This is a genomic window from Streptomyces sp. NPDC051109 (assembly GCF_044455885.1).
GTDB lineage: Bacteria > Actinomycetota > Actinomycetes > Streptomycetales > Streptomycetaceae > Streptomyces.
In genome coordinates this window covers 78254-96399 of sequence record NZ_JBITFF010000013.1, presented here as the reverse complement: position 1 = coordinate 96399, position 18146 = coordinate 78254, and the positions used below count along the sequence as shown (strand labels likewise).

Annotated in this window: 17 protein-coding genes and 1 pseudogene; 12 read left to right on the top strand and 6 right to left on the bottom strand. The window is 70.8% G+C overall.

Features of this window, described 5'->3' with window-relative positions:
- Positions 1-98 precede the first annotated feature (98 nt).
- The 7 genes from ACIBAD_RS23665 (at position 99) to ACIBAD_RS23635 (ending at position 8126) form a co-directional block, all read left to right on the top strand.
- Positions 99-749, top strand: a complete 651-nt coding sequence (locus ACIBAD_RS23665; RefSeq protein ID WP_398908264.1) for an SCO family protein — start codon at positions 99-101, stop codon at positions 747-749.
- Positions 746-1231 carry a copper chaperone PCu(A)C gene (locus ACIBAD_RS23660; protein ID WP_134072964.1) on the top strand — a complete coding sequence of 162 codons (486 nt, stop codon included), beginning with the start codon at positions 746-748 and terminating at the stop codon, positions 1229-1231. Before ACIBAD_RS23665 ends, ACIBAD_RS23660 begins: the two co-directional genes overlap by 4 nt.
- Before the next feature lie 22 nt (positions 1232-1253).
- Positions 1254-3254, top strand: a complete 2001-nt coding sequence (locus tag ACIBAD_RS23655) for a copper resistance CopC/CopD family protein (protein ID WP_398908262.1) — start codon at positions 1254-1256, stop codon at positions 3252-3254.
- Positions 3251-4534: an iron uptake transporter deferrochelatase/peroxidase subunit gene (gene efeB / locus ACIBAD_RS23650; RefSeq protein WP_398908354.1), complete on the top strand. Its 1284-nt coding sequence runs from the start codon at positions 3251-3253 to the stop codon at positions 4532-4534. Before ACIBAD_RS23655 ends, efeB begins: the two co-directional genes overlap by 4 nt.
- Positions 4535-4576: 42 nt before the next feature.
- A complete protein-coding gene (gene pheA / locus ACIBAD_RS23645; RefSeq protein ID WP_134072958.1) occupies positions 4577-5512 on the top strand; it encodes a prephenate dehydratase in 936 nt (311 codons plus the stop codon).
- A 527-nt stretch (positions 5513-6039) separates the two neighbouring features.
- The gene (serS, locus tag ACIBAD_RS23640; protein ID WP_053687894.1) at positions 6040-7317 is read left to right on the top strand and encodes a serine--tRNA ligase; all 1278 of its coding nucleotides are present in this window, start codon (positions 6040-6042) and stop codon (positions 7315-7317) included.
- A complete protein-coding gene (locus ACIBAD_RS23635) occupies positions 7314-8126 on the top strand; it encodes an HAD family hydrolase (RefSeq protein ID WP_134072955.1) in 813 nt (270 codons plus the stop codon). The genes serS and ACIBAD_RS23635 overlap by 4 nt, the downstream gene beginning before the upstream one ends.
- Positions 8127-8286: 160 nt before the next feature.
- On the opposite strand, the gene ACIBAD_RS23630 is transcribed toward ACIBAD_RS23635, so the two are convergent.
- From ACIBAD_RS23630 to ACIBAD_RS23610, 5 genes are all read right to left on the bottom strand, one after another.
- On the bottom strand, positions 8287-8955 hold the full coding sequence (locus tag ACIBAD_RS23630) for a rhomboid-like protein (protein WP_134072953.1): 669 nt from the start codon (positions 8953-8955) through the stop codon (positions 8287-8289).
- Between the two features lie 85 nt (positions 8956-9040).
- Positions 9041-9760, bottom strand: coding sequence for an ABC transporter permease (locus tag ACIBAD_RS23625; protein WP_053687891.1), 720 nt, complete (start codon positions 9758-9760; stop codon positions 9041-9043).
- 14 nt (positions 9761-9774) lie between these two features.
- A complete protein-coding gene (locus ACIBAD_RS23620) occupies positions 9775-10686 on the bottom strand; it encodes an ABC transporter ATP-binding protein (protein WP_134072951.1) in 912 nt (303 codons plus the stop codon).
- Positions 10683-11570, bottom strand: coding sequence for an ABC transporter permease subunit (locus tag ACIBAD_RS23615; protein ID WP_134072949.1), 888 nt, complete (start codon positions 11568-11570; stop codon positions 10683-10685). Before ACIBAD_RS23615 ends, ACIBAD_RS23620 begins: the two co-directional genes overlap by 4 nt.
- On the bottom strand, positions 11560-12543 hold the full coding sequence (locus tag ACIBAD_RS23610) for an ABC transporter ATP-binding protein (RefSeq protein ID WP_134072947.1): 984 nt from the start codon (positions 12541-12543) through the stop codon (positions 11560-11562). Before ACIBAD_RS23610 ends, ACIBAD_RS23615 begins: the two co-directional genes overlap by 11 nt.
- 255 nt (positions 12544-12798) lie before the next feature.
- On the opposite strand from ACIBAD_RS23610, the gene ACIBAD_RS23605 reads away from it, so the two are divergent.
- From ACIBAD_RS23605 to ACIBAD_RS23590, 4 genes and pseudogenes are all read left to right on the top strand, one after another.
- Positions 12799-13656 carry a M24 family metallopeptidase gene (locus ACIBAD_RS23605; RefSeq protein WP_134072945.1) on the top strand — a complete coding sequence of 286 codons (858 nt, stop codon included), beginning with the start codon at positions 12799-12801 and terminating at the stop codon, positions 13654-13656.
- Positions 13653-15443, top strand: a complete 1791-nt coding sequence (locus ACIBAD_RS23600) for an SDR family oxidoreductase (protein WP_398908261.1) — start codon at positions 13653-13655, stop codon at positions 15441-15443. Before ACIBAD_RS23605 ends, ACIBAD_RS23600 begins: the two co-directional genes overlap by 4 nt.
- 29 nt (positions 15444-15472) lie before the next feature.
- A pseudogene (locus ACIBAD_RS23595) lies at positions 15473-15598 on the top strand (metal-dependent hydrolase); the annotation flags it as partial.
- 10 nt (positions 15599-15608) lie between these two features.
- Positions 15609-16523 (top strand): MerR family transcriptional regulator, encoded by a 915-nt coding sequence (locus tag ACIBAD_RS23590; RefSeq protein ID WP_134072943.1) that lies wholly within the window; start codon positions 15609-15611, stop codon positions 16521-16523.
- Between the two features lie 138 nt (positions 16524-16661).
- Here the strand turns inward: ACIBAD_RS23590 and ACIBAD_RS23585 are convergent, their stop codons facing one another.
- Entirely contained in the window at positions 16662-17450 is a 789-nt protein-coding gene (locus ACIBAD_RS23585) for an aquaporin (RefSeq protein ID WP_398908260.1), read from the bottom strand.
- A gap of 141 nt (positions 17451-17591) precedes the next feature.
- Between ACIBAD_RS23585 and ACIBAD_RS23580 the strand changes: the two genes are divergently transcribed.
- Entirely contained in the window at positions 17592-18131 is a 540-nt protein-coding gene (locus tag ACIBAD_RS23580) for an RNA 2'-phosphotransferase (RefSeq protein WP_398908259.1), read from the top strand.
- Positions 18132-18146: the final 15 nt, after the last annotated feature.

The following is an 18146-nucleotide window of genomic DNA, read 5'->3' as shown; positions in this document are numbered from 1 at the left end:
CGCAGGCCGTACCCCCTTGTCCAGAACGTGCGCGCGGCCTGCCCTCCTTCGAGGCCGGCCCGCCCGCACCACATCCCCGATCCCAGGGACATCTCTCCATGCGCACCACTCGTGTGACGGTCGCCGCCCTCGTGGTGGCGGCCGCGCTCACCCTCACCGCCTGCGGCGGTGAGACCCCCAAGACCGACGCGGTCACCTCGCTCACCGGCCAGGCCAAGGCCGGCAAGGCCACGGTCCTCGACCGCCCCTTCGACAAGCCCGAGCTGGTCCTGACGGACACCACCGGCAAGCCGTGGAACCTGCGCGAGCAGACCAAGGGCAAGCCGACGCTCATCTACTTCGGCTACACCAACTGCCCCGACGTGTGCCCGCTGACGATGAGCAACATCGCCGTCGCCAAGAAGGCACTGCCCCAGGGCGACCAGGACAAGCTCCAGGTCGTGTTCGTCACCACCGACCCCGAACGGGACACTCCCGACTCCCTCGGCGCGTGGCTCAAGGCCCAGGACCCGGCCTTCACCGGACTGACCGGAGACTTCGCCACCATCCAGGCCGCCGCGCGCAAGCTCGGCATCGGTATCGAGGCACCAACGAAGCTGGCCGACGGCAAGGTCATCTCCATGCACGGTGTCCAGGTCATCGCGTTCTCGCCCAAGAACGACGAGGGATACCTCCTCTACGGCGAGGGCACCACCGTCGACGACTACACCAAGGACCTGCCGAAGATCCTCAAGGGAGAGAACCCGTGAACGCCCGCACCACCCGCACCCTCGCCGCCGCCCTCTCCCTGACGGCAGTCCTCGCCATATCCGGCTGCTCCTCGGACTCCGACGCCAAGGCCGGCGCCGACAAGCCGAAGATGGCGGTCAGCGGCGCCTTCATGCCGGAGCCGGTGAACGACAAGATGGCCGGCGCGTTCATGGTCATCAAGAACGAGTCCAAGACGGCCGACAAGCTCACGGCCGTCACCAGCCCGATCTCCGACGATCTTCAGATCCATGAGACCAAGGATCAGAAGATGCAGCAGGTCGCGGCCATGGACGTGCCTGCCAACGGTGAGCTCCGGCTGGAGCGCGGCGGCAGCCACGTCATGCTGATGGGGCTGAAGAGCACGCCGAAGGTCGGCGACAAGGTCACCGTCGAGCTGCGCTTCGAGAAGGCCGACCCGGTCAAGGTCGAGCTGGACGTCAAGGAGCGGACGTACAACGCCCAGAACACCAGCGCCCACTGACGGACCGAGGTACTGACACGCCATGACGGCCATCGCCCCCTCCCCGGCCCGCGTCCGGGCCCCGGCACTCCTGCCGCGGCTCGTGCTGGTCCTCGCGGCCCTGCTGGCGGCCCTGTTCACCGCGGCCGGCACGGCCTCGGCACACGCCGCACTCACCGCGAGCGACCCCAAGGACGGGGCGGTGGTCGCCACGGCCCCCGCCCAGGTCACCCTCTCCTTCTCGGAGCAGGTCGCCATGGGCGACGACTCCATCCGCGTCATGGACCCGCAGGGCAGGCGGGTGGACACCGGCGAGCTGCGCGACATGTGCAGCGGAACCACCGTCCGCTACGGAACCGCGCTCCACTCCGGACTGCCTGACGGCACCTACACCGTCGCCTGGCAGGCCGTCTCCGCCGACAGCCACCCCGTCTCCGGGGCCTTCACCTTCTCCATCGGCGCCCCCTCGGCGACCAGCGTGGCCCTGCCCACCGCGCAGGCGGGCGGCGGGCCGGTCGGCATCGCGTACGACATCGCGCGCTACGCCGCCTACGCCGGTTTCACCGTCCTCGTCGGCGGCGCGGCCTTCATCCTGCTGTGCTGGCGGCGCGGCGCAGCGCAGCGCCCGCTGCAGAAGCTCATCGTGCGCGCGTGGGTCACGCTCACCGCCGCCACTCTCGTGATGCTGGTGCTCCGCACCCCGTACACGGGGTCGGGGAAGTTCGCCGACGCGCTGGACCTCGACGGCCTGAAGGCGGTCCTGGAGACCAAGACCGGTGCCTCACTCGTCTCCCGGCTGCTGCTCCTTGGCGCCGCCGCGCTGTTCATCGCCGTGCTGTTCGGTGCCTACGCCCGCCGGACCGCCGAGGCCGGGGAAGCGGCCAAGCAGACGGGCAAGGAGAAGGGCCGCGGCGCGGAGAAGGACGGTGGGGCGGACAAGGGCGGCGGGGCGGACAAGGAGGCCGACGACCTGCTCTTCGGCCTCGGCATCGGCGGTACCGTCGTGGCCGGCGGCATCGCCGCCACCTGGGCCCTGTCCGAGCACGCCTCGACCGGCATCCAGCCCGGTATCGCCATGCCCGTCGACATCCTGCACCTGCTGGCCGTCACCGCATGGCTCGGCGGACTCACTGCGCTGCTCGTCGCCCTCCACAAGGTCCCCGGGATCGAGCGGGCGGCGGTCCAGCGGTTCTCGCGGGTCGCGTTCGTCAGTGTCGTGATCCTCGCCGTCACCGGCGTCTACCAGTCCTGGCGCCAGGTCGGCAGCTGGTCGGCCCTCACCGGTACCAGCTACGGACAGCTCCTGCTGCTGAAGGTCGGGCTCGTCGCCGTCCTCGTCGCCGTCGCCTACGTCTCCCGCTCGTGGACCGCACGACTCACCGAGGCCGCCGCCGGGAAGCCGGCCAAGATCGCACGGCAACGCGATGTTTCACGTGAAACATCGCCGGCCTCCGTCACCGTCCCCGCAGACCCCAAGCGGGCTGCCCAGCTCGCCCGGCAGCGAGCCGCCCGGGAGAGCGCGCGTGAGAAGCAGGTGCGCGACGCCGATCCGGCCCGGGCGGGGCTGCGGCGCTCCGTCCTCGCCGAGGCCGGGGTCGCCATCGCCCTGCTCGCCGTGACCACCGTCCTCACCAGCACCGAACCCGGCCGGACCGCCGCGCAGGCGAGCGGGCGGGACTCCGCGTCCACCGCCGTCCCCAACCGCGCCATCAAGGTCACCTTGCCGTTCGAGACCGGCGGCCAGAACGGCAAGGGATCGGTCCGGATCGAGGTCGACCCGGGCCGGGTCGGCGCCAACTCGCTCCACGTGTGGGTCGACGACCCCGAGGGGCAGCCGCTCGACATCCCCGAGATCAAGGTCGCCTTCACCCTCCCCGCCAAGGACATCGGCCCCCTGCCGCTCCTTCCGGAGCGGGCGGCCCCCGGACACTGGAGCGCGTCCGGCGTCCAGCTGCCGCTGGCCGGGGAATGGCGGATCGACGTGACCGTCCGTACCTCCGACATCGACCAGACGACCGTGCAGAAGAACGTGAAGATCGGCTGACCAGCGTGACCGAGAGCAACCCCGACATCGAGATCTCCCGGCGCCGACTGCTGGGCACCGTCGGCGCCGCAGGGGCCGCCGGGCTCGCGCTCGGCGCCACCGGCGGCGCCCTCGTGCACTCCGCATTCGGCGACTCCCCGGCCGGCGCTTCCGGGCCCGCCGGGAGCCTCGCCTCCCTCGGCGCCACACACGTCGCCTTCCACGGCGAGCACCAGGCCGGCATCACCACCCCGCTGCAGGCCAAGGGCCACGTCCTCGCCTTCGACCTGGCTCCCGGGGCCGGCCGCAAGGAGGCCGCCGCCCTGATGCGGCGCTGGTCGGACACCGCCCGCCTGCTGATGGAGGGCAAGCCCGCCTCGGACTCGGACTCGGGGATCGCCCTCGACGCCGGGCCGTCCTCCCTCACCATCACCTTCGGGTTCGGCCATTCCTTCTTCGAGCGCACCGGGCTCGCCGCCCGCCGCCCCACCGCACTCGACCCGCTGCCCGACTTCTCCGCCGATCGGCTCGACGCCCAGCGCAGCAACGGCGACCTGTGGGTCCAGATCGGCGCCGACGACGGGCTCGTCGCCTTCCACGCCCTGCGCGCCGTCCAGAAAGAGGCCGGGGAGGCCGCCCGGGTCCGCTGGCAGATGAACGGTTTCAACCGGTCCCCCGGCGCCACCGCCGCACCGATGACCGCCCGCAACCTCATGGGCCAGATCGACGGCACCGGCAACCCGAAGCCCGCTCAGCCGGACTTCGACAAGCGGATCTTCGTCCCCGCCGCCGGACCCGGACCCACCGAGCACGCCTGGATGGGCGGGGGCTCGTACGCCGTCGTACGGCGCATCCGGATGCTCCTCGACGACTGGGACAAGCAGTCCCTGGCCCAGCAGGAGCAGGTCATAGGCCGTACGAAGGCCACCGGCGCGCCCCTCACCGGCGGCACCGAGACCACGAAGATGGCCCTCGACAAGATCGGCCCCGACGGCAGGCCCGTCATCCCGTCCAACGCGCACGCCCGGATCTCCGCCCCCGAGCAGAACGGTGGCGCCGCCATGCTCCGACGCCCGTTCTCCTTCCACGACGGGATCGCCGCCGACGGCACCCCGGACGCGGGGCTCCTCTTCATCTGCTGGCAGGCCGATCCACTGCGCGGCTTCGTCCCCGTCCAGCGCAAGCTGGACCGGGGAGACGCCCTGTCGGCGTTCATCCGGCACGAGTCCAGCGGGCTGTACGCGGTCCCGCCCGGACCCCGCGACGGGGAGTACGTGGGGCAGCGGCTGCTCGAAGGATGAACAGCAGCCCGGCGGTCGGGGCCCCGGCATTAGGCTGATCACATGTCGGCCACCCGCTTCACCTATCTCGGTCCCGAGGGCACCTTCACCGAAGCCGCCCTCCGCACACTGCCGGAAGCCGCGACCCGGGAGCTCGTCCCGATGGTGTCGGTCCCGGCCGCCCTGGACGCCGTACGCAACGGGGAGGCCGCGGCCGCCCTGGTACCGATCGAGAACTCGGTGGAGGGGGGAGTCACCTCCACCCTGGACGAGCTGGCCTCCGGTGAACCGCTGATGATCTACCGCGAGGTGCTGCTGCCCATCGCGTTCGCGCTGCTGGTGCGACCCGGGACCAAGCTGTCGGACGTCAAGACCGTCACCGGGCACCCGGTCGCCCAGCCCCAGGTGCGCAACTGGCTGCGGGCTAACCTGCCCGACGCGGTGTGGGAGTCGGCCGCATCCAACGCCGACGGGGCCCGGCTGGTCCAGGAGGGCCGCTTCGACGCCGCCTTCGCGGGCGAGTTCGCAGCCGCCACGTACGGTCTCGTCCCGCTGGTCACCGAGATCCACGACGCGGAGAACGCCGAGACCCGGTTCGTGCTCGTCGGGCGGCCCGCCCGGCCGGCCGCACCGACCGGCGCCGACAAGACCTCCGTCGTGCTGTGGCTCGGCGACGACCACCCCGGTGCACTGCTGGAGCTCCTCCAGGAGTTCGCCGTACGCGGGGTCAACCTGATGCTGATCCAGTCCCGACCGACGGGCGAAGGCATCGGCAACTACTGCTTCGCCGTCGACGCCGAGGGCCACATCTCCGACCGCCGGGTCAGCGAGGCGCTCATGGGGCTCAAGCGCACCTGCCCCCAGGTCCGCTTCCTCGGCTCGTATCCGCGCGCCGGTGTCGCTCAGGGTGACGCGCGCGCTCCGCGGCCCGGAACCTCGGACGGTGACTTCATGGCCGCTTCCGACTGGCTGACACGCTGCCTCGACGGCCGGGCGTAGTTCCTCCTCCACTGTCCACAGAGTTATCCACAGGCAGAGATGGGGACCTGTGGACTAGTCGACATCCCGACGCGACAAGGTCGACAAATCGGTCGGGGGGCGCAGGTTTCGCGCTGGGGAGCGGAAGGTGAACGGCGTCACCCCTGCATCGCCGATCAACTCTTTGGAGCGAGCCATTCCCACCCGAATGAGTGTGTGAGGGTGGTTTGAACTGTGAATCGTCCCGCCAGGCCGCGGATGGGGATTGATGTGTTTCCGTGTCCACAGATACGGCGCACAGCCTGTGGACAAGTCCCCGCCGTGCGCAATTCCTGTGGACAAGGAAGACTCTCCCGCCCTGCTCAGAGGCTGCCCGGATACCGCCCTTGCGCCCCTTTTCAGGGAATGGGGCGCTTTTCTTGACCACCCGGCAAGGGGCACTTCCAGCCAGTGGGTTCCGGGTTTTCCATTCCCCACAATCGGGACATAGTGACACGCAGCGTGATATCGGTGTGACCCCAGGAAGCCCAGCCCGGTAGCCTGGAGGGGTGATTGACCTCCGGCTGCTCCGTGAAGACCCTGACCGTGTCCGCGCCTCGCAGCGCGCCCGTGGAGAGGACGTCGACCTCGTCGACGCACTGCTCTCCGCCGACGAGCGCCGCAGGTCCTCCGGCATGCGCTTCGACGAACTGCGCAATGAGCAGAAGTCGCTCGGCAAGCTCATCCCCAAGGCCTCCCCTGAGGAGCGGGCAGAGCTGCTGAAGAAGGCCGAGCAGCTCAAGACGGACGTCAAGGCCGCCGAGGCCGAGCAGAACGAGGCCGACGAGGCCGCCAAGCGGCTGCTGCTCCAGCTCGGCAACATCGTCCACGAGGACGTCCCGGTCGGCGGCGAGGAGGACTTCACCGTCCTGGAGACGCACGGGACGATCCGCGACTTCGGCGCCGAGGGCTTCGAGCCCAAGGACCACCTGGAGCTCGGCGAGTCGCTGGGCGCCATCGACGTCGAGCGCGGCGCCAAGGTGTCGGGCTCGCGCTTCTACTACCTGACCGGTGTCGGCGCCCTGCTGGAGCTGGCCCTGGTCAACGCGGCGATCGCCCAGGCCACCGAGGCCGGCTTCATCCCCATGCTCACTCCGGCGCTGGTCCGTCCGCGCGCCATGGAGGGCACCGGCTTCCTCGGCCAGGCCGCGGAGAACGTGTACCACCTGGAGAAGGACGACTACTACCTGGTCGGCACCTCCGAGGTCCCGCTCGCCGCGTACCACATGGACGAGATCATCGACGCCGACAAGCTGCCGCTGCGGTACGCCGGCTTCTCGCCGTGCTTCCGCCGCGAGGCCGGTACGTACGGCAAGGACACCCGCGGCATCTTCCGCGTCCACCAGTTCGACAAGGTCGAGATGTTCTCGTACGTCGCACCGGAGGACGCCGAGGCCGAGCACCAGCGCCTCCTGGAGTGGGAGAAGCAGTGGCTGACCAGCCTGGAGCTGCCCTTCCAGGTGATCGACGTCGCCACCGGTGACCTGGGGGCCTCCGCCTCGCGCAAGTTCGACTGCGAGGCGTGGATCCCGACGCAGGGCAAGTACCGCGAGCTGACCTCGGCTTCGAACTGCAACGGCTTCCAGGCCCGCCGCCTGTCGATCCGCTACCGCGACGGCAAGAAGACCGCGCCGCTCTCGACGCTGAACGGCACGCTGTGCGCCGTACCGCGCACGATCGTGGCGATCCTGGAGAACCACCAGCAGGCCGACGGTTCCGTCCGCGTGCCGGTGGCGCTCCGCCCGTACCTGGGTGGCCGCGAGGTCCTGGAGCCGATCGCCAAGTGAGCCCGGCCCCGTTCCCGTACAAGCTCGTCGCGACCGATCTCGACGGCACGCTGCTGCGTGGCGACGACACCGTCTCGGAACGCACCCGTGAAGCGCTCGCCGCGGCCACCGCGGCGGGCGCGGCGCACATCATCGTCACCGGCCGGGCCGTGCCCTGGACCCGGGGCGTGCTGGACGATCTCGGCTACAAGGGGATCGCGGTGTGCGGGCAGGGCGCGCAGGTCTACGACGCGGGGGCGCACCGGCTGCTGACCTCGGTGACGCTGGACCGGCAGCTGGCCGGTCTGGCGCTGTCGAAGCTTGAGGCCGAGGTGGGTCCGCTGGCGCTCGCTGCGAGCCGGGACGGGGTGGACGGCGACGTGCTGTTCGGCCCCGGCTACCAGGTGCAGGAGGGCCTGCCGGCCCTCTATCTGGCGGACACCGCGGAGGTGTGGACGGCTCCGCTGAACAAGCTGTACATCCAGCACCCGGAGCTCGGCGACGACGCGCTGGTCAAGGTGGCCCGGGAGATCGTGGGATCCCTGGTCGACATCGTCATGGCCGGTCCGGGGATAGTGGAGATCCTGCCGCTGGGGCTGACGAAGGCCACCGGCCTCTCGCTCGCCGCGCGCCGGCTGGGTGTGAAGCCGGCGGAGACGATCGCCTTCGGCGACATGCCCAACGACATCCCGATGTTCGGCTGGGCGGCGCACGGTGTGGCCATGGCCAATGCCCACGCGGAGCTCAAGGCGGTGGCCGACGAGGTGACGACCTCCCACGAGGAGGACGGCATCGCGGTGGTGCTGGAGCGACTGCTGGGCGCCGCCTGACGGCCCGCCGGAAACGACGGCCCGCCCGGAAGCCGGGGAAGGTCCGGAACAGCCCGCGCCGTGAGGCGCGCTCGAAGTGGCTGCTCCGGACCTTTTTGTTGCTCCCCGCACGACTCACTCTGCCCGGGGCGCAGATCCCGTACCAGTCAATTTCCGCGGGTCAGCCGTGGTCGGCCTGGTGCTCTGTTTCACGTGAAACATGCCTGGGGTGCGGGTGGCGGGTGAGCGGCCAGGCGAGCAGGCCGACGGAGAGCGAGATGGCGTGCCCGAGGTCGGTGAAGGTGCCCCCGGTGAGGAGCGGCAGCCCGAAGAAGGCCACGACACCGGCGAGGTAGAGCCAGCGCAGCGGGTTCGGGAGCCGGTACGTGAGGACCCCGACCGAGGCCGCGAGACCGTAGCTGACGCCGACGTCGACGACGTGGACCATGCTGTGCGGCGCCCGGTGGTCCTGAATGGCCATCAGGACCACCTTCTGGCTGACCAGGGTGGCCGTGATGTGGGCGGTCGCGACGATGGCGAGCCAGCGCAGTGTGCCGAGCCAGCGCTCCACGGGCGCGTGGAAGAGCTCGAAGAGGACGGCGTACAGGGCGAGCGAGGCCGGGTCCTCGATCCAGAAGGCGCTGGAGAGCAAGGCCCGCACGGGGTGCCGGGTGAGTTCGTGGATGTTGCTGCTGTGACGGTGCAGCAGGACGTGCTCAAGGTGGTCGGGCGCGATCACGACGATGATGCTCGTGACGGCCAGGAGCAGCAGCCATATGTGCGTACCCGGCGAGGAGCGTATCCAGGACCGTACGGGCCTGGACTGCTCGGGCTCGGGGTGCTCGACCATGCCCTGATTTTGCCCCGTACGACGGTGCCCCGCCCGGCCTGTGGGCCGGGCGGGGCACCGGGCGTGAAGCCGGTACGGCGGGGTCCTACTCCTCGCCCGCCAGGGTGAGGCGGCGCAGCTTCTGGCCGGCGTAGACGGTGGCGCCCACGGTGACCACGCACAGCAGGATCACCGCGGTGGGCAGGCCGACGGTGGCATCGACGTAGCCTTCGCCGGCGACCTTCTCGGCGAGGGCCAGGGCCCACTGCTGGACGCTGAGGGTCTTCGCGCCGGAGACCAGACTGCCGAAGAGCGACTCCCAGATCAGGGCGTAGACCAGGCCGAAGACGACCGCGTGCCGGCTGATGGTGCCCAGCAGGAGGAACAGGGCGCTGTAGGCGATCGACGCGACGAGGGCCGCCACGGTGTACGCCACGGCGATCTGCTGGCCATTGCCGTTGAGGATGAACCCGGCGATCAGGGTCGGGATCGCGGAGAAGGCCATCGTGACGCCGATCGCGACGATCAGCTTGGTCATGATGATCGTCGGGCGCTTCACCGGCTTGGAGAGCAAGTAGACGATCGAGCCGTCGTCGATCTCGGGGCCGATGGCGCCGGTGCCGGCGATGACGCCGATCAGAGGAACCATGGTGGCGAGGGCGAAGCCGCCCAGCAGGTCCGCGGCTTCTTTGTCGTCCAGGCCGGTGAATGCGCGGACGGCGAGGGAGATGACGATCAGCAGGAGGGGCAGTCCGCAGAGGATCAGAGCGCGGCGGCGGCCGAGCAGCGCGCGGTAGGTGAGCCGGGCGACGGTGGGGTTGTACATGGATGCCAGCTCCTTCAGGCCGCGACGAGGTAGGAGAAGACCGACTCAAGGGACTCGTCGGAGGGCGAGACCGTCAGCAGCCGGATGCCGTGCGCACGGGCGACCTGCGGCAACAGCTCGGTGAAGCGGCCGAAGTCGACGGCCTGGATGCGCAGGGCGCCTTCCTTGAGGTCGACCTCGATGCCCGCGGTGGAGGGGTCGGCGATCAGGGCCGCGGCGAGGGCCCGGTCGTCGGAGGAGCGGACCACGTACCGGTGCGGGCGGTCCGTCATCAGGCGGCGGATCTTGCGGAAGTCTCCGGAGGCGGCGTGCCGACCGGCGACGACCACCTCGATGTGCGAGGCGAGCTGTTCGACCTCCTCCAGGATGTGGGAGGAGAAGAGCACCGTGCGGCCGTCGTCGCCCATACGCCTCAGCAGCTCCATGAGCTGCATGCGCTGGCGCGGGTCCATGCCGTTGAACGGCTCGTCGAGGAGCAGCACGGACGGGTCGTGGACGAGGGCCGAGGCCATCTTCACGCGCTGCCGCATGCCCTTGGAGTACGTCGAGATCTTGCGGTCCTGGGCGTACTCCATCTCGACGGTGGCGAGCGCCCGCTGGGCGGCCGCGTCGTCGAGTCCGTGGAGTTCGGCGTTGGCGACGACGAACTCCCGGCCGGTGAGGAAGTCGTACATGGCCTCGCGCTCGGGCACGACGCCGATCTGCTTGTAGACCTGCTCGTTCTGCCAGATCGGCGCGCCGTCGAGGGTGACGGTGCCCGTGGAGGGGGCGAGGAAGCCGCCCATCATGTTGATGAGGGTGGACTTGCCCGCCCCGTTGGGTCCCAGCAGCCCGGTGACGCCGGGGCCGATGTGCATGGTCACGTCGTTGACGGCGACGACGTTCCCGAACCAGCGGGAGGTGTGGTCGATGTCGATGGTGGTCACAGCCCGGCCTTCCGGTAGCGGGCCATCAGGGCGGCGTAGGAGCCGGCGATGAGGGCGAGGACGACGAGCAGGTAGACGAAGCCGACGCCGGCCGAGGGGCCTTCTCCGCCGGGGAACGCGGAGGTGCCGCCGAGGAAGGCCGTCTGCACGCCGTCGATCAGGGTGATCGGGGAGAACAGGCCCATCCACTCGATGGCACCGTTCGAACCGGTGCTGTAAGCGATGCCCTGGACGGCGCTCACCGCGCCGAAGGGGATCAGGAGCAAGGCGATGATGGCGGCCACGCCGAAGCCGCGGCGCGGGGTGAGCGCGGCCATGATCAGGCCGAGGCCGGCGAACAGCACCGAGAGCAGCAGCACGGAGACCAGTCCCTGGGCGAACCCCTTGGTCTGGTCCGCGAAGTCGAATTTGGCCAGCAACGAGCCGATCCACATGATCAGCAACGGGGTGGCGGTGAGGATGAACAGCGCCGAGGCCATCGCCGCGAACTTGGCGAGGACGTAGTCGACGCGCTCGATGGGCCGCGAGAAGTAGAGCGGCACCGTCTTGAAGCGCAGGTCCCGGGAGACCGACTGCGGTGCCTGCGAGGCCAGGAAGAGGCCGATGATCACCTGGGTGGTCAGGGCGTACGTCGTGTACTTGATCGGCAGGCTGGTGGAGCCGGGCACCGCGATGGCGACCGCGACGATGATCAGCGCCGGGACGCACATCACCGCGAAGAGGAGCATCGGGAGGACCTTGGACTTGGCGGACCGGCCGAGTCCGTAGGCACCGCGCAGGGACTGCGAGAACAGCGACTTGCGGGCGTAGGCGCGGCCGAGCCGGGCTCCCTCGTAGGACCGGTAGCCGATGTTGTGGATCTGGGTCGAGGTGTCAGGCGCCATCGGAACCGGCTCCCTTCCGGACGAGCTGCTGCTGGTCGTTGTCGCGGAAGACCTCCGCGATGTGGTGGCGGCGCTGTTCCATGCGGACCAGGCCGAGGCCGAGGTCGGCGACGGTGTCGCGCACGATGTCGTAGGTCTCCTCGCCGGTGGCTTCCAGGAGCAGGATGTGGCCGGCTCCGGGCAGGCCCTGCTCCTCGCCCGCGTGCAGGGTCAGGCCCGCTTCGGCGAGCGCCTTGCGCAGGGCGGCGGTGCCGTCCGGGTGGGTGTCCGTGTCGGTGACCTCGACCGCGAGGGTCGTGGTGATCTGCGTGAAGTCGCTGGTGGAGCTGGAGCGCAGCAGCTTGCCGCCGTCGACGACCACGACGTGGTCGCAGGTCCGCTCCAGCTCGCCGAGGAGGTGGGAGGTGACCAGGACGGAGATGCCGAAGTCGGTGTAGACGCGGCGGATCAGGCCGAGCATCTCGTCCCGGCCGACGGGGTCGAGGCCGTTGGTGGGCTCGTCGAGCAGGACCAGCTGGGGGTCGTGGACGAGCGCCTGGGCCAGCTTGACCCGCTGCTTCATGCCCGTGGAGTAGCCGCCGATGGGGCGGTAGCGCTCCTCGTACAGGCCCACGTGGCGCAGGGTGTCGGCGGTCCGCTCGCGGGCGGCGGTCGGCGGGAGTCCGGACATGCGCGCCATGTGCACGACGAACTCGGTGGCCGAGACGTCGGGCGGCAGGCAGTCGTGCTCGGGCATGTAGCCGACGCGCTCGCGGATGGCGCTGCCATGGGTGGCGACATCGAGTCCGAGCACGGCGGCGCGGCCCTCGGTGGCGGGGGACAGTCCAAGCAGGATCTTGATCAGCGTGGACTTGCCGGCTCCGTTGGCACCCACGAGGCCGGTCACTCCGGGCCCGATGTCCAGGGAGAGCCGGTCGATTGCGGTCACTCGGGGGTACCGCTTGCTCAGGCTTTCGGTCGCGATGACAGTCACGGCTTCGACGTTAGTGGCGCGGACCGCGCCGATCGTCAGACCTGGAGCGTCATCCCGTCTCCGCCTTCAGGACTACACACCCTGACGAAAGGCTGATGCGGACCGGTCGAAGGGGCCGACGAAGCGGACCGTACGCGGTGGATCGGACAAGTTGTCCACAGGTCCGTGCACGACCCTTGACGTGATCTCCGGTCATTGTCACATTCATCAGTGTCAAGTTACGGGCGCGTACGGCTCTACGGACGGACGGCTGTCATGGCTGCGGACACCAGGCAACGCACCGCGCAACTCTCGTCGGACCTGCGCGGGTTCAGGGAAGTGCAACGCCTCTCGTACGAGTGCGCGGAGACCGTCGCGGCGCAGCTGCGGCCGGGGGTCACCGAGCGCGAGGCGGCGCGGATGCAGCGCGAGTGGCTGCGCGAGCGCGGGGTGCGGGACTGGTTCCACCTGCCGTTCGCGTGGTTCGGGGACCGTACCGCTTTCGCGAACTTCAAGATCCCGCTCCAGTTCTTCCCGACGAACCGGAAGCTGGAGCCGGGGATGCCGTTCATCCTCGACATGGCGCCCGTGCACAAGGGGTACGCGGCCGACATCGGGTACTCGGGAAGCCTCGGGCTGAACCCGGTACAGGACCGGCTCATGTCCGACCTGCGGGTGCACCGCGAGCTGATCCTGGAGCAGGTCCGCGAGCGCCGCCCGCTGCGCGAGATCTACGAGAACGTCGAGCGGCTGATGATCCGGCAGGGGTACGCCAACCGGCACCGCGCCTACCCCTTCGGCGTGATCGCCCACAAGGTGGACCGGGTCAGGGAGCGGCGCTGGTCCCCGACCGCCTTCGGCTTCGGGACCCAGGCCCTCAAGGGGCTGGCCTCCGACGCCCTGCACGGACACCGCGAGGGCTGGTCCCCGCTGTGGAGCCCGTACCGCTTCTCCGACCACCCGCCGCAGCCCGGGCTGTGGGCGGTGGAACCGCACCTGGGGTTCCGGGGCACCGGCGCGAAGTTCGAGGAGATCCTGGTCGTCACCGACTCACGGGATCCCGGGGAGAGCGCGTTCTGGCTGGACGACGATCTGCCGCACGTGCGGCGCTGGGCCGAGGAGAAGGCAGCATGAGCGGCATGAACGGGATCAAGGGGTCGGGGCTCGCGGGGGCGCGCGAGCGCCGGGTGAGCACCGGCGGCATCGAGCTGTGCGTCGTCGAGCTCGGCGAGGCGGACCGGCCGACCGTGGTGCTCGTGCACGGGTACCCGGACAGCAAGGAGGTCTGGTCGGAGGTCGCGGAGCGGCTGGCGGCACGCTTCCACGTGGTGCTCTACGACGTACGCGGCCACGGGCGCTCCACGGCGCCGGTGCCCCTGCGCGGCGGCTTCACCCTGGAGAAGCTGACCGATGACTTCCTGGCGGTGGCGGCCGCGGTCAGTCCGGACCGGCCGGTGCACCTGATCGGCCACGACTGGGGCTCCGTACAGGGCTGGGAGTTCGCGACGGTCGCCCGTACGGAGGGCCGGATCGCCTCCTTCACCTCGGTGTCGGGCCCCTCCCTGGACCACTTCGGGCACTGGATCAAGAAGCGGATGACCCGGCCCACCCCGCGCCGGGCCGCGCAGCTCCTCGGCCAGGGCGCCAAGTCCTGGTACGTGTACATGCTGCACACCCCGGTACTGCCGGAGCTCGCCTGGCGCGGGCCGCTCGGCAAGCGGTGGCCGCGGATGCTGGAGCGCGTGGAGAAGGTCCCGGCCGGCTCCTACCCGACGGCCTCGCTGCCCACGGACGCCGCCCACGGAGCCTGGCTCTACCGCGACAACGTACGGCCCCGGCTGCGCCGGCCGCGCCCCGACGCGTACGCGCACGTACCCGTCCAGCTGATCACCCCGACCGCGGACGCCTTCCTCTCCGAGCGGCTCTACGACGACCTGGAGCTGTGGGCCCCCGACCTGGTGCGGCGCACCCTGCCCGCCAAGCACTGGGTGCCGCGGACCCGGCCCGACCAGCTGGCCGCGTGGATCACGGAGTTCGTCACCGCACGGGAGGAGCCCGCCACCCGGGTGCCGGAGCAGAAGGCTCCGGGCAAGCACGCCGACCGGTTCGGCGGCCAGCTGGTACTGGTCACCGGTGCCGCCAGCGGCATCGGCCGGGCCACCGCGTTCGCGTTCGCCGAGGCCGGGGCCCGGGTGGTGTGCGTGGACCGGGACGCGGAGGGCGCGGCACGCACCGCAGACATGGCACGGCTTGTCGGGGCCCCCGAGGCCTGGGGCGAGTGCGTCGACGTCAGCGACGAGCAGGCGATGGAGAAGCTCGCGGCGAAGACCGCCGCCGAGTACGGCATCGTGGACGTCCTGGTCAACAACGCCGGGATCGGCCTGTCGGGGCCCTTCCTGGACACCACCTCGGAGGACTGGAAGAAGGTCCTCGACGTCAACCTGTGGGGTGTCATCCACGGCTGCCGGATCTTCGGCAGGCAGATGGCCGAGCGCGGCCAGGGCGGGCACATCGTCAACACCGCCTCAGCCGCCGCCTACCTGCCGTCCAGGACGCTGCCCGCGTACAGCACCTCGAAGGCCGCGGTACTGATGCTGAGCGAGTGCCTGCGCGCCGAGCTCGCGCCGCAGTCGATCGGGGTCTCCGCGATCTGCCCCGGCATCGTCAACACCAACATCACCGCCACCTCGCGCTTCGCCGGGGTGGACGCGGCGGAGGAGAAGCGCCGCCAGGAGCGCTCCTCGCGGCTGTACGGACTGCGCAACTTCCCGCCGGAGAAGGTCGCCGAGGCGATCCTGCGGGCCGTGGTGCGCAACGAGGCCGTGGTGCCGGTGACCCCGGAGTCCAAGGGCGCGCTGTGGATGTCCCGGTTCGCGCCGGGCGCCCTGCGGCGGCTCGCGAAACTGGAGCCACGGCTGTGAGCGCGACCGAGCCGCGCACGGCCATATCCCACTTCTTCCGGCGGTCGTACCATCCCTCGCAGGAGGGCTCGCTGCGCAGGGCGGTCGAGTACCTTGCGGCTTCGCCTGCCGCCCGGGCCGCGGCGTCCGCGGTCGGCCGAGCCGCCATGTCGTAGGGAGCCGGGATTGTCAGAACAGGCGGTGGCCGAGTACCGGATCGAGGATCTCGCACACCACAGCGGGGCGACGGTGCGCACGATCAGGGCGTACCAGGACCGTGGGCTGCTGCCGAAGCCGGAGCGGCGCGGCCGCTCCAACGTCTACGGGGACACGCATCTGGCGCGGCTGCGCCAGATCGCCGATCTGCTGGACCGCGGCTACACCCTGGCCTCCATCAAGGAGCTGCTGGAGGCCTGGGACGCCGGCCGCGGGCTCGGCGGGGTGCTGGGGCTCGTCGCCGAGGTGCACGGACCGTGGACAGACGAGGAGGCCGCCCGGATCAACCGGGCCGAGCTGAACGAGCGGTTCGGCGGCCGGCCCGACGACGACGCGGTGGGCGAGGCGTGCGAGCTGGGGGTGCTGGAGGCGATCCCGGGGCGCCCGGACGAGTTCCTGGTTCCTTCCCCGCAGGAGCTCGCCGTGGCCGCCGAGCTGTACGCGGCCGGGGTGCCGCTGTCGGCGATCACCGGGCACCTGCGGGAGCTGCGCGGACAGGTGGAGCACATCGCCTCGCGGTTCCTGGAGTTCACCACCGAGCACGTCTTCGCCCGCTACCTCGGGGAGGTTCCGCCGACGGACGCGGACGCGGCGGAGGCGGCGACGATGGTACGGAGACTGCGCCCCCTGGCCCAGCAGACGGTGGACGCCGAGCTGGCTCGGGCGATGCGGCTGTTCGCCACCCGGCATCTGCAGCGCCATCTGGGGGCGACCGGCTCCCCGCAGCCTTCGGGCCCCGCGCCGGTGGCCCTGCCGGCGGAGACCGTACGCGCGGTGCAGGAGCTGGTCGGCGCCGAGCACGTGGGGGAGTTCGTGCGGGCCGCGACGGAGCGGGAGCTCCAGGCCCGCACGATGAACGAGCTGGCTCGCCGGGGCGGCGGGTAACGGCCGGTGGCACCCCGTCGGTAGTCCACAGGGCGGACCACTCGTTTGACCGCAAATCCCGCCCAACCGGCTGTGGACAAGTCGGTGTTTCCTGTGGGCAACTCTGTGGACAGCCCTGTGGAAGCCCGTGCGGGCGGCTCAACCGATGGTCTCGTACGCGGGGTTCACGGGGCTGGGGCCGCCGATGGCGCCGGCGGGGCCGGGGACTCTGACGGTGCCGACCGACGCCTCCTGAACACCGCGGCGGGTGCTCCCGTACAGGAGTGCGGCGAGGGCCAGGCCGAGGACGCCGCCGACCACCTGGGCCGCGACGAATCCGGGCAGTGACTGCGGGGCGATCCCGGTGAAGGAGTCGCTGAAGGCGCGCCCGATGGTGCCCGCCGGGTTGGCGAAGGAGCCTGACGAGGTGAACCAGATCGCGGAGGCGATGTACGCGGCGACCGCGGCCGGGATCAGCTTCGGACGCCCGATGCGCTCCAGGCCCTGGATGACGAGGACGAGCCCGGCGGTGGCGACGATCTCGCCGACGAGCAGGTGGCCGCCGTCGCGGACCTGCGTGGAGAAGGTGCCGGGGGTGCGGCCGAACATCACCTCGGCGAGGACGGCCCCGCCGATGGCGCCGGCGGTCTGGGCGGCAGCGTAGACGAGGGCCTCCCGGCCGCCGAGCCCCTCGCCCCCGGTCCGGCGCGCCCACCAGGAGGTGAGGCTGACGACCGGGTTGAGGTGGGCTCCGGACAGCGGCCCGAAGAGGGTGATGATCAGTCCGAGGCCGATGGCCGAGGCGAGCGAGTTGGCGACGAGGGCGACACCGGTGTCGCGGCTGACGCCGGCGGCTTGGATACCGGAACCGATCACGACCACGAGGAGGCCGGCGGTGCCGACGAGCTCGGCGACCGCACGGCGCGGCAGGGAAGCATGGATTGTCATGGGTCCTCCCCCTGGGGCAGCAGTACAGCGGAAAATGTATTCCGTATCTTGGAAACGCGATAGTGGGCGTCCCGGTGCCCGGCCCGGCAGAGCGCCGATAAATCCCTGCTCGACCCCTGGCCGACCGGGCAAGCTGGGCTCATGGACGACAGACGCACCGTGAAGGTGTCCAAATACGTCTCGAAACACTTGCGGCATCAGCCGGAACGCATCGGACTGGTGCTCGACCCCCAGGGCTGGGTGGAGATCGACGATCTTCTCCGCGCGGCCGCCGCCCACCGCTTCCCCATCAGCCGCGCCGAACTCGACCACGTCGTCGCCGCCAACGACAAGCAGCGGTTCGCCGTCGACGGCACCCGCATCCGCGCCAACCAGGGCCACACCGTTCCCGTGGACCTGGACCTGCCGGAGGCCGAGCCGCCCGCGTACCTCTACCACGGCACCGTGGCCGCCGCCCTGGACTCGATCCGCGCCGAGGGACTGCGCCCCATGGCCCGCCACCACGTGCACCTGTCCCCCGACCGGGAGACCGCCACCCGCGTGGGCGCGCGGCGCGGGCGGCCGGTCGTGCTCGCCGTGGACGCGGGGGCCATGCGCGCGGCCGGGCACGTCTTCCGCGTCAGCGCCAACGGAGTGTGGCTGGCGGACGCCGTACCGCCGCAGTTCCTGCGCTTTTCCTAGCGCAGGAATTCAGGA